An 11,557-nucleotide genomic window follows, 5' to 3' on the forward strand; every position below is an offset into this window, starting at 1 on the left:
GCTACTCCCCCGTGGCGTCCCTGTGATCCATGGGGGTGAACCCCTCTAGCACCTCGTCGTACACCTGCGAGAGTGCTTCGGCTGACGCCGCCCAACTGAACGTGGCAGCGCGTTTCACGGCGGCGGTGGCCATGGTGAGGCGGGTGGAGTCGTCGATAAGCAACTGCTCGAGCGCATCCGCCCACGCGTCGGGAGCGTGACCGTCGACAAGCACTCCCGTTTCCCCGTCTGCGACGGCCAGAGGCAGACCGCCCACCCGCGCCGCGACGACTGGCGTGCCCGCGGCCTGCGCCTCGATGGCGACAAGACCGAATGACTCGTTGTAGCTGGGCACCGCGACAATATCTGCGGCCTGGTAGATCTGGACGAGCTCTTCTGGCGGGCGCGGCCCCAAGAAGCGAACCTTGCGGCCAATGCCCAGCTTATGGGCCATCGCACGGTAGAAGTCGACCGATGAATCCGCACCCGACGCGCCACCGCACATGATGATGCGCAAGTTGCGGTCCGGGTCGCGGTCGAACAATTCCGCAGCCGCCCGGATAAGCACCTGCGGCCCCTTGAACTCCTGCATGCGGCCCACGAACGCGATCACTTTGCTGTCCAACGGGATGCCCAGGTGGCGGCGGGCAAGCTCCGTGTTGCGGTTCGTGCCCGGCGTGAACAGGCGCGTGTCAGCGCCGGGGGTGACCACGCTGATCCGCTCAGGCTCGGCATCGTAATAGCGGACTAGCTGTTGGGTCTCGTCGGCAGTGTTGACCACGATGCAATCGGCGTTGTCCACGAGCTGCTGCTCGCAAATGCGGCGGGCCTCCGTCTCTGGGGAATCCGAGTCCGCCGCAGCTTCGCGCGCCGCGTTCTTCACCGCCGCCCACGTGTGACCAGTGTGGATCAGCGGCACCCCGGCAAGGTCACGCAACAGCCACCCCACCTGGCCGGAGAGCCAATAGTGGGAATGGATCAGGTCGTAGGGACGGCCTTCCTGCCGGACAAACTGCATCACGCCACCGGCGAAGGCGGCGAGCTGGGTGGGCAGCTCTTCTTTGGCCAGACCCTCGTAAGGGCCGGCGACGACATTGACCACCCGCAAATTCTCGCTGACGCGCACCACCTCGCCCTGGCTGGGCCTCGTCGCACGGGTGAACACGTCCACCTCGGTGCCGCTTGCTGCGAGCTCGCGGGCGATGTTGAGAATGTAAACGTTCATCCCGCCAGCATCGCCGGACCCCGGCTGCTCCAGCGGGGAGGTGTGCATAGAGATCATGGCCACGCGCATGACCCGCAGTCTATCGCGCGTGCTTATGCCACTGCCCGAAGTCGCTGGCAACTGTCGCTGCGAGCTCGCGGTATGCCTGCATTGTCCGCGGGTGCAGGCGCGCAATGTCGACCACGGCACCTTCAGCAAGGTGCGGGTCATAAGGAATCACGTGCACGGCTCGGGTCCGCGCGCCGAAATGCGCGACCACACTGTCCATGTTCACCGGCGACTTCGGCGTGGCCGACGACACCACAACGACCGCGTTGGCCGCGAGCCTGTCATAACCGTGCAGGTTGAGCCAGTCCAAAGTCGCCGAGGCGGACTGTGCGCCGTCGAGAGCCGGGGAGCTGACCAGGATCAACGTGTTGGCCAAATCCAACACGCCCGCCATGGCAGAGTGCATCAGCCCTGTCCCGCAGTCAGTGAGGATGAGGTTGTAGTGGTGCTGCAGGATGTCGACGGCACGGCGGTAGTCGTACTCGCTGAACGCCTCCGACACGGCCGGGTCGCGTTCGGAGCCAATGACTTCGAGGCGGGAAGCCCCTTGGGTGGTAAACCCGCGGACGTGCGCGTACCGCGACGTGTCTGAGGCCGCGAGTAGATCGCGGATCGTCGCTGGGCCCGGCGCGGCGACACGTTGGGCCAAGGTGCCGAAGTCCGGGTTCGCGTCAATGGCGATCACCCTGTCACCGCGCGATTCCGCCAATACCGACCCCAACGCGACCGTCGTTGTCGTCTTGCCCACCCCGCCCTTGAGCGACATCACCGCGATCCGATAATCACCGCGTAAAGGCGTGCGCATGGCTTCCTCTAACGTCGCGGCAGCCAATTCTTTGCGAGAGGCACCGGGATTGATCCGTCCACCCGAGGCACCATGGACGAGCTTGCGCCACCCTTTCGCCGGGGGTGCTTTGACGCCGCGCACGACGTTTGCCTGGTCGAGGCTCTGCGGCGCTCGCTTGTGGCTTTCAGCATGCTTATCGACGGACCCCTGCCCCGCCTCAGCTCGCACCTCCGGCTGCGGGACGGGCCCATCCGGCACCCACTCCCCCAGCCCGGTGTTGGCGTACTTCTGGTACAGATCGGTCATCTCAATTCCCCCCGATGATCCCCTGAAAGTGCGGAAACGCCCGAAAGCTTTCCCCATTCATCGCGAGTGTACCGCCGACGGGCATGTTTCGCCCGGTTACCCTGCCGCCGGCAAGACTGCACCTGGCGGGCAGCGACATTCAGACAACTGGCAGCAAGGTGACAAAGATCATAAATATTCCGTCGAAACTGTCGAATCACAACTACACTTAGGCAAAGTAAATCAATCGCTGATCACGTTTGGAGGGCAGACAGCCATGTCGGCATACGAAGAAAAAGCCTGGTTATCCAGCTACGCGGAGTGGACCCCGCACGAGGTGGAGCTGGGCGACGACACCATTCTGGACATCTACGATGCCACGCTGGCAAAGAAGTCCTACAAGAACGCACTGTGGTTCTTCGGCAAGACCACGACTTACGCAGAGCTGGACAAGCAGGTCCGCAGCGCGGCCGCCGGCCTGAAGGCCTTCGGTGTCCGTCCGGGCGACCGCGTTGCTTTGGTCATGCCCAACTGCCCCGAGTTCGTCATCTCCTTCATCGCTGTTTTGAAGCTCGGCGCATCCGTGGTCGCCCACAACCCGCTCTACACCGAGCACGAACTGCGCGTCCAGTTCAACGACCACGGCGCACGCGTGGCCATCATGTGGGACAAGGCTGCCGGCAACCTGGGCGGCCTGCGCAAGGACACTCCACTGGAGACCATCGTCTCCGTCGACATGACCAAGTCCATGCCGAAGTACATGGAGCTGGCCCTGAAATACGTGCCGCTGAAGAAGCTGCGCGAGTCCCGTAAGAAGCTCTCCGGCCCGGCCCCCGACACTATTCCGTTCGAAACCCTGCTGTCGTCCGCGATCGGCGGCGAAGGCCACGACCTGCAAAACCCGGACATCGACCAGGACACCACCGCGGTCATCCTCTACACCTCCGGCACCACCGGCGAACCCAAGGGTGCGCAGATCACCCACGGCAACTTCAACCACCAGATGAAGGCCGGCAAGGCCTGGGTGCGGGACCTGGGCAAGGAAGACGAGAAGATCCTGGCTGTCCTGCCGCTCTTCCACGTCTACGGTCTCGCCCTCAACCTCGGCCTGGGCATCATGGTCGGCGGTGAAATCATCCTGCTGCCCGCTCCGGAGCCGGACCTGATCCAGGACGCGCTGAAGAAGAACCCTCCGACTTGGATGCCGGGCGTTCCCACCCTGTACCAGCGCATCGGCCAGTCTGCACTGGAGGGCGGCAAGAAGCTGACCTCGATCCGCAACTCCTTCTCCGGGGCTTCCACCCTGCCGGTCACCACCGTGGAGACGTGGGAGAAGGTCACCGGCGGCAACCTGGTTGAAGGTTACGGCCTGACCGAGACCTCTCCGATTGTCACTGCCAACCCGATGGACGGCTCGCGCCGCCCAGGCTACGTCGGCGTGCCGTTCCCGAACACCATCGTGCGCATTGTCAACCCGGACAACCCGACCGAGGTCATGCCCGACGGCGAAGCGGGCGAGCTCGTGGTCAAGGGCCCGCAGGTCATGAAGGGCTACCTGAACAAGCCCGAAGCCACCGAGAAGGCCTTCGCCGACGGTTACTTCCGCACCGGCGACATGGGTGTCATGGAGGAAGACGGCTGGATCCGCCTGGTCTCCCGTATCAAGGAGATGATCATCACCGGTGGTTTCAACGTCTACCCGGACGAGGTCGAAAACGTCATGCGTGAACACCGCGACATCGAGGACATCGCCGTCGTCGGTCGCCCGCGCGAGGACGGCTCCGAGGACGTCGTCGCCTGTGTCACCCTTGCCGAGGGTGCCGCTCTCGACCCGCAGGGCCTGCAGGACTACGCCCGTGAGCGCCTCACCCCGTACAAGGTGCCGCGCACCTTCTACCACTTCGAGGAACTCAACCGCGATATGACCGGCAAGATCCGCCGCCGCGAGGTCCAGCAGTCACTACTCGACCGCCTCAACGCCGGCACCGCCGCCGACGGCGAGAACTCCGACGGCAAGCCAGAGCAGCCCACCGAGGAAGAGATCCAGAAGGGCGAGAAGGAAAACAACTGGTCTGTCGAGCAGGCCCCCGAAGGCAACGAGGTTCAGGCTGGCCAGGCTGAGCAGACTGATCAGTCCGACCAGGGCGACGCCGACGACAACGCCGGACGTCACCGCCTCAACGAGCCCGAGAACTAATCGCTCACAGAAACCCGGCCAGGTCGAACCATTCAGGTTCCGCACGTGACCGGGTTTTCGCATGCGCACGTGGGGCCGCACGGGTATTGGCGCGAGCATCCGCGCGGTTGCGCAAAACTTTACATGCGCTTTAGCTTATGGTTTCAAAGCGCCTGGTAGGGGTTTTCTATCGCTCTACCAATACAATCGAAATGTCAACTTTTGCGCAGCTCGGATCACGAGCGAGCTAGCGCGCTAATCGATGGACACGCCGATCCAGACCGGCTCCGGCTCGAGTGTCACGCCGAACTTGTCCTGGACACCCGCGCGGATGGTGCGGGCCAGGGCGACAATGTCGTCGGCGGTAGCGGTGCCGCGGTTGGTCAGCGCGAGAGTGTGCTTGGTGGACAGCCGGGCGGGAGCGTTGGGATCGGCGTCGCCGGGGAAGCCACGGGGGAAGCCGGCGCGCTCGATAATCCAGGCGGCGGAGAGCTTCACGGCCCCATCAGGGTGTTCTCCAGACGCGGGCACCGGGTAGCGGGGCATGGTGTCGCCTTCACCCGGCGCGACGTCATTGACCAGCGCGGCAACCCGGTCCGCAACAGCCGGGGTCACAATCGGGTTGGTGAAGAAGGACCCGGCGGACCAGGTGTCGTGGTCTGCGGGGTCGAGGACCATGCCTTTGGAGGCGCGGACGCGGAGGATCTCTGCGCGGGCGTCGGCAAGCGGGAGGCGCTCACCACCCAGGTGGCGCAGCGGGATGGCGAGTTCGGACGGCTCGAGCTGCATCTCGATCTCCAGGACAACGGCACGGCCTGTGAATTTCAGGTTGGAGTAGCGGTACGCCAGGTCGAGCGAGCTGGCGGGGACCCACTCGTCTTCACCGGTTTCGCGGTTGTACAGGCGCACACGGGTGAGCACGTCGGAGACCTCGGCACCGTACGCGCCGACATTCTGCACTGGGGTCGCACCGGCGGACCCGGGGATTCCCGACAACGTCTCGATGCCGGACAGCCCGGCCGCGACAGTTTGCGCGACCACGTCGTCCCACACTGCCCCGGCCCCGGCGCGGACCAGGCCCGGCACACCGTCTGCATTGACAGTCACGTCGTCGTTCGCCACGAGCACTACGTCAAGGTTCAGATCGCCCTCGGCGACGACGAGGTTCGAGCCACCGCCGACGATGATGAGGGGGGTGGTGGAAGCGTCGAGAAGCGAGACGGTGCGTGCGAGCTCATCTGCTGTTTCCGCGCGGTGCACCGCACGTGGCACGCCGCCGACGCGCAGCGTGGTGAGATCCTTGAAGCTCAGGGGCGCTAATGATTCAGACACGTGAACAACGGTAGTCTGTATCGCATGGCAACTCATAGCGAAAACACTGTGACCATTAACCAGCCGGCTGAGAAGGTGCACAAGGCACTGTCAACGCGCGAGTACTGGGATTACATTGCGCAGCACCTTTCCCCTGAGCCGGGCGAGGTCGCCGAGTTCACTGACAACTCGGTCACCCTGTACGAGGTTCTGCCCACCACCGTCCTGCCGGAGGCCGTGCAGTCCATGGTTTCTCAGGCCCTGAAGGTCAAGCGTGTGGTCAACATCGGCGCGCTTGAGGGTGAGAACGCAGATGTCTCCTACACCGCGGACGTGAAGGGCACACCGGTTGACTTCGGCGGCTCCATTAAGCTTGCCGGCTCTGGTGACACCACCACCCTGAGCTACGACAACGAAGTCTCCGTGAACATCCCTTTCATGGGCCCGGCTATTGAGCCGAAGGTCGGCGAGGCGCTCGGCGACCTGTTCAGCCAGGAAGGCGAGCTCACCGACAAGTGGATTTCTGAGAACCTGTAGTTTCGCACGCTCGCGAACGAGACACCCCTAGAAAATGGCCGACCACGCCCATAATCTGCGCGCGCAGACTGGGCATGGTCGGCCTTTTGGCGTGATCACCCGCGGCACGACCGGATATAACCGCCTGCGCCGCTCCGACAGGTGGACGCGCTACCACCCGCAGGTCCAGTCACTGTTGCGTGCGGAGCCTGCGCCTATGCTTATCGACGTCGGCTACGGCGCCTCCCACACCACCACCGTCGAATGGGCCCGCTGGATGCGCCAGATCAATCCTGCCGCCCGCGTGATCGGGCTCGAGATCGACCCGGATCGGGTGCTTCCGCCCCGCGACGGCGTGACCTTCGAACTCGGCGGGTTTGAACTGGCCGGTTACCAACCCCACTTAGTCCGGGCGTTCAACGTGCTGCGCCAGTACGATGTCGCGGATGTGGAGGCGGCCTGGGCATCCGTCTGCGGGCGGCTTGCCCCGGGTGGGCTGTTCATCGAGGGCACGTGCGACGAGTTGGGCCGTCGCGCGGCGTGGGTGCTGCTCAGCGCGACTGGACCGGAGTCGTTGACGTTGGCGTGGGACCCGGAGGACGTCGATAAGCCGAGCGACGTCGCCGAGCGCCTGCCGAAGGTGCTCATCCACCGCAATGTCCCCGGTGAACCCATTCATGCGCTGCTCTCGGCCGCAGACGCTGCCTGGGAGCGCTCCTCCGGGTGGGCGCCGCACGGCCCGCGCGTCCGCTGGCGGGAGGCACGCGCGCTTTTGCTTGCCGACGGCTGGCCCCTCGACCCCATCCGCCGCCGCATCCGCGACAACACTCTCACGGTGGGGTGGGACATCGTCGCGCCAAGTAACCAGTAATCTTGGGGTGTACAGCCACTTCACAGCGGATTCCTCCGGTGGCATGTTGGCAAACGGCATAGAACTCAACCAGAATGGCTTTCCATGACACGCAATTACCCTGCGGGCCCGGCTGGCTCCAGAGGCTCCACCGGGAAAGGCTGGAAAATCGCCTTCGGCATCATTGCCGTCATCTTGGTGCTGTTCTTCATCGCTGAGCTAGCGCTGCGCTGGTTCATCACCGATCAGATCAAGACCAGTCTGCGGGAAAGTGCGCCCGAAAGCGTCGCCGCCCAACAGGACGCCGAGGTCCACTTCGGCGCCATGCCCGTTGTCTTCGGGCTGGTGCAGGGCAAACTCCACCAGATCAATATCGATGTGCCGTCCACGCTCACACCGGATAGCAACGCCATTGTGGGCAACCCGCCGGCGACCATCAACGCCACCGGCTTCGTCCTCGACTCCGAGGATCCGAGTGCGGACGAACTCACCCTGTCCACCGAAGTACCCAAAGCCCTCGTCCGCGACATGCTGCAAAAAGAGCTGGGTAATGCGCTGGAGGAATCCAACGAAGGCCGGTTCGCCGAGTACAACGAGATCCTCACCGTCTCCGACGTGGACACCAACCCCGCCGACGGAACCTTCAACATCACGTTCTCCAACGGCGCGTTCGGGGTCGAGCTCCGCCCGGAGATCGTCGATAACCAACTCTCCTTCACGGCCGTGTCCACCCAGATTCTCGGCCGGAACCTACCGGACTTCTTCTCCGAGGCAGTCAGTGCCGCACTCGAAAGCGGCATCAACGACCAGGTAGCCGGGCCGCTGGAATTCCGCGAGTTCTCCGTCATCGACAACGGGTTCAAGATCGTTGTCTACGGCCACAACGTGCACCTCAACGAACTAGCCGTGTAGCCTGCGCGCACCGCAGCTACACGTATACGCGCGCGGCGCCTGCCAGCAGCAGGTCCAGCGCAGCGTCCAACGTGGGGATGGTGCCGTAAAAGGCTGTTTCGCACGCGAGCCCATTCAGCGCAGGCGGCTCGCTTGATTCCCTGAGCTCCACCGCGAGGAGATCGACTCCCCCACGCTGGGCCACAGCGTCCAGCTGAGTGATGGCATCCACCCCCACTGCGGCGGGGCACGTCACCCCAAGCCGCGCGCGGGAATCCACGACTTGGCGCACAGCAATGATGTCTGCGAGCACGGCGTTCAAGCCATCCGTGGTGCCGACCAATGTGTCGTCGATGGCCAACCAGACCTCGGTCGCTCCTTCATCTACGGCAAGGCGCGCCTCGGCGGCTTTGATCAGGCTGTGGTGGCGGCCCGTCGGCCACCCGATGAGAGCGATGACGCTGCCCATACCGTCGCCCGTGCCCGTGTTCGGTGCCGCAGCCTGGGCGGTGACGCCGGTGGGTTCGACGATGTGGCCGGCGCGTGCGACGTCGATAAGCGACGCGAACTGTTCATCGCTGACCCTACCGCTGAGAACGCGGTTGCGGCCGACGCGCGGGGCGAGCCAGGTGAGATCGTCGGTCACCAGCTGTAATTCCCGCCGATGATGTTCTTCAGGTGCGGACGGACATCGAAGAAGTACAAACCGATGAACACGCAGCCAATCAGGCCGATGAATGCCCTACCGCTCAAGCATGCAAGCGAGCTGACCAGCAAGATGCCTACCCACGCGACCTTCGGCATGCGGTCGCCTGCCGGGAATGCGTCCGAACGGGTCAGGCCCGCCATGACTGCCCCCGCAATGCCCGCCAGACCCACAATCAGCATGAGGACGCTGCGGAGCAAAGCTGGCGACAGCATGATCCATCCCTCAAGCGGCATGTTCTGGAGGTTGAGAAGCGTCATAGCGTTCAGGCCGAACCTTTCTAGCGGTTGTCAGTTTCGTCGGGGTTGTTACCGTCGGTCGGGTCGTGCTCCACAATATCGGAGGCGTTGTCGCCGCCGTTGAACGTGTTGCTCACTCGGCCGATCACTTCCTCCAGGCGGCTGCGCAGATCGGCCACAGTGCCTTCGACATCTACGTCCGACTCTTCAGCGCGGCTGCGGACCTGCCCGACAGCGGTGTTGAAGGTCTCGCGGATCTCATCGAGAGCGGAGCCGAAAGCGGCCTTGGTCTGATTCGCCTCATCGGACTCGCGGGCAGTGTCCACGGCGCGGGTAACGCTGCCGGCGAAGTCGCGGAAAATGGACTCTGCATCCGAGGCGAACGAGGTGGTCGCGGCGCGGAAGTCACGGTCGTTGGCTGCGCCCTGGTAAGCCTCGCGGGCGTTGGCGATAGCCGCCTTGAGCTGCTCCGTAAGACCCGAGTGGGCATGGGTGAGCTCCTCATCCACGCCGTGGTGGGCACCAGTGTCCACGTCAGCATCGCGGTCCGCGCGGAAGTTGCGGCTGAACTCGCCCGCAAGGTCCCCCAAGCGGGACCACGCGTTGAGCGAAGCATCGCCCACGCCGCGCAGAGCGTTCATGAAGGTGTCGTCGTTAGCAGGGCCGTTCGGGGTTGCGTTGGTCATGGCAGAGGTCTCCAGAATCGTAGAACGTGATCGGCAGGTGTGCGCCTCTCAGTCTAGACAGCCCGGCGGCAAAACAACCGGGGGCTAGAACAGCAACTGCGACACCGTGTAGATGACCAGGCCAGCCAAAGCACCGACGATCGTGCCGTTGACGCGGATGAACTGCAGGTCTTTGCCCACCATCAGCTCGATCTTGTCGGCAGCCTCACGGCCGTCCCAGCGCTCAATGGTGTCGGAGATGATCGCCGTAATGTCGCCGGCGTAATTGTCCGCGATGAACCGGGACGCACCCTCGATCCGTGTGTCCAAGTCTGCACGCAGCTGCGGGTCGGTGGTGATGCGAGTGCCCCATTCCCGCGCCAGTTCGGTGATGCGCCGCCGTAGGAGGGAGGAGGGGTCGGTGGAAGCGTCGATAAGCGATTGCGACGCTGAAGCCCAGATTCCGCTCGCCGCTGACTGCACGGCGTTGGACCCCATGATGTCGGCTTTGATGTCCTCGACCCGCGTGATCATCTTCGGGTCGGACTGCAGATCCTGCGCGAACTGCGAAATCGTGCGGCGGACAGCGCGGCGCGCCTCGTGCTGGGGGTTGGTGTCAATCTCCCACATGAAGTCCTGCAGCTCGCGGTACACGCGCTCACCGACGAGGTCTTTGGCGAATTTCGGGGCCCAGCGCGGCATGCGCTCGTCAATCATGGTGACCACGGATTCCTCCATGGTGTTCACCTTGTTGCGGCCCCAGGAGATGATCTCCTCCACAATCGGCTCGACCTTGCCGTCTGCGATCAGCCCATCGAGTGCGCGGCCCAGCGGCGGCCCCCAGGCAGGCTCCGCCACCCGGTCAATGAATTGGTGGTTGATCAGCGCTTCCGCGTCTTCCGGATCGATTGCCGCGACCGCGCTCGCCGTGAAGCGGCCGACCTGCTCCGATGCCTTCTCGGCATTCTCCGGCTGCGCAAGCCATGCACCGACCTTCTCCGGAATGTTGGCTTCGGAGACTTTCTCCGTGATCAGCTGCGCGTTGAGAAAGTTCTCACCGACGAATTCACTCAGGGCCCCGCCGATCTGGTCCTTTTTCTTGGGAACCAGCGCCGTGTGCGGAATCGGAATGCCCATCGGGTAGCGGAACAGCGCCGTGACAGCGAACCAGTCCGCCAAACCGCCGACCATGCCGGCCTCCGCGGCCGCGCGAACGTACCCCACCCAGGCGGGCGCGTGATGCACGTCGTGCTCAATCCACCACGTGCACGCCAGGAAGATCACTGCGGCCAGAACCAGTAGGCCCGTCACCCACGTCTTGTGCATCCGCAACGAGCGGCGACGCTCCGCCTCAACTTCCGGCGACGGGCCCGGGACCTCCAGCGGCGCGCGGGTGTGCGCAAGTTCGTGGTTTGTCATGAGTTGATTAAAGCGCAAAAAACCTCCCGCGCGAAGCGGGAGGCACTTGCTTAACGACGATCACCGCCTAGTTAAGACGGCCCGTCTCCTTCCGGTAGGCCTTGTAGTCGCTGCGGCCGGAAACGATCGCGATGATCGCACCGATCAGCGTGACAGCCGTGAACACCCCACCCACGATGAAAAGCGTGTTGGTGATGTCCGGGCTTGCACCGTGGCCCCACAGGTGCGTTCCAGCACCGTAGATCAGGGTGCCAATGCCAGCCAGAGAAGCCAGCATCAGCCCCATACCCACCCAGGTGCGGGTCTTCATCAGGGAGGAGTGCGGCGCACCGAGGGAAACCGGGTCATACCCGTCCAGGTAGCCCGAATGAAGGGATTGGCCGTACTCCGGGAAACTCTCGGAGGCGATGTCCGCAACGGGTGCGGGACCTGCGTGTCCGCTCATCGTTTCGTCTCTCTT

Annotated in this window: 12 protein-coding genes; 4 read left to right on the plus strand and 8 right to left on the minus strand. The window is 64.1% G+C overall.

Annotated features, from left to right (window positions below):
* Position 1: 1 nt before the first annotated feature.
* Both mshA and KBX07_RS04015 read right to left on the minus strand, forming a co-directional pair.
* Positions 2-1,273, minus strand: a complete 1,272-nt coding sequence (mshA, locus tag KBX07_RS04010) for a D-inositol-3-phosphate glycosyltransferase (protein WP_256023100.1) — start codon at positions 1,271-1,273, stop codon at positions 2-4.
* 10 nt (positions 1,274-1,283) lie between these two features.
* A complete protein-coding gene (locus KBX07_RS04015; RefSeq protein WP_005287012.1) occupies positions 1,284-2,345 on the minus strand; it encodes a MinD/ParA family protein in 1,062 nt (353 codons plus the stop codon).
* Positions 2,346-2,601: 256 nt separating this feature from the next.
* Between KBX07_RS04015 and KBX07_RS04020 the strand changes: the two genes are divergently transcribed.
* Complete coding sequence (locus KBX07_RS04020; RefSeq protein ID WP_255997756.1) at positions 2,602-4,521, plus strand: long-chain-fatty-acid--CoA ligase; 1,920 nt, start codon at positions 2,602-2,604, stop codon at positions 4,519-4,521.
* 234 nt (positions 4,522-4,755) lie between these two features.
* Here the strand turns inward: KBX07_RS04020 and KBX07_RS04025 are convergent, their stop codons facing one another.
* The gene (locus tag KBX07_RS04025; RefSeq protein ID WP_256023102.1) at positions 4,756-5,868 is read right to left on the minus strand and encodes a UDP-N-acetylmuramate dehydrogenase; all 1,113 of its coding nucleotides are present in this window, start codon (positions 5,866-5,868) and stop codon (positions 4,756-4,758) included.
* On the opposite strand from KBX07_RS04025, the gene KBX07_RS04030 reads away from it, so the two are divergent.
* The 3 genes from KBX07_RS04030 to KBX07_RS04040 all read left to right on the plus strand — a co-directional run bounded on the left by KBX07_RS04030 (position 5,857) and on the right by KBX07_RS04040 (position 8,089).
* A complete protein-coding gene (locus KBX07_RS04030) occupies positions 5,857-6,348 on the plus strand; it encodes a DUF2505 domain-containing protein (RefSeq protein WP_255994357.1) in 492 nt (163 codons plus the stop codon). The two genes, KBX07_RS04025 and KBX07_RS04030, sit on opposite strands and share 12 nt — an antisense overlap.
* Before the next feature lie 34 nt (positions 6,349-6,382).
* A complete protein-coding gene (locus KBX07_RS04035) occupies positions 6,383-7,198 on the plus strand; it encodes a class I SAM-dependent methyltransferase (protein ID WP_256023103.1) in 816 nt (271 codons plus the stop codon).
* Between the two features lie 84 nt (positions 7,199-7,282).
* Positions 7,283-8,089, plus strand: coding sequence for an LmeA family phospholipid-binding protein (locus tag KBX07_RS04040; protein ID WP_255997753.1), 807 nt, complete (start codon positions 7,283-7,285; stop codon positions 8,087-8,089).
* Positions 8,090-8,105: 16 nt separating this feature from the next.
* Here KBX07_RS04040 and KBX07_RS04045 read toward each other — a convergent pair whose 3' ends face one another.
* From KBX07_RS04045 to KBX07_RS04065, 5 genes are all read right to left on the minus strand, one after another.
* Positions 8,106-8,714, minus strand: coding sequence for a hypothetical protein (locus KBX07_RS04045; RefSeq protein WP_256023105.1), 609 nt, complete (start codon positions 8,712-8,714; stop codon positions 8,106-8,108).
* Positions 8,711-9,034, minus strand: coding sequence for a DUF2516 family protein (locus tag KBX07_RS04050; RefSeq protein ID WP_005287032.1), 324 nt, complete (start codon positions 9,032-9,034; stop codon positions 8,711-8,713). The genes KBX07_RS04045 and KBX07_RS04050 overlap by 4 nt, the downstream gene beginning before the upstream one ends.
* 20 nt (positions 9,035-9,054) lie before the next feature.
* Positions 9,055-9,699: a CGLAU_01105 family protein gene (locus tag KBX07_RS04055; protein WP_005287033.1), complete on the minus strand. Its 645-nt coding sequence runs from the start codon at positions 9,697-9,699 to the stop codon at positions 9,055-9,057.
* 84 nt (positions 9,700-9,783) lie between these two features.
* Positions 9,784-11,097 (minus strand): DUF445 domain-containing protein, encoded by a 1,314-nt coding sequence (locus tag KBX07_RS04060; RefSeq protein WP_256023106.1) that lies wholly within the window; start codon positions 11,095-11,097, stop codon positions 9,784-9,786.
* Between the two features lie 67 nt (positions 11,098-11,164).
* Complete coding sequence (locus KBX07_RS04065; protein WP_005287039.1) at positions 11,165-11,542, minus strand: hypothetical protein; 378 nt, start codon at positions 11,540-11,542, stop codon at positions 11,165-11,167.
* Positions 11,543-11,557 lie beyond the last annotated feature (15 nt).

The sequence above is a fragment of the Corynebacterium sp. CCUG 70398 genome, from assembly GCF_024454055.1.
Classification (GTDB): domain Bacteria; phylum Actinomycetota; class Actinomycetes; order Mycobacteriales; family Mycobacteriaceae; genus Corynebacterium; species Corynebacterium genitalium.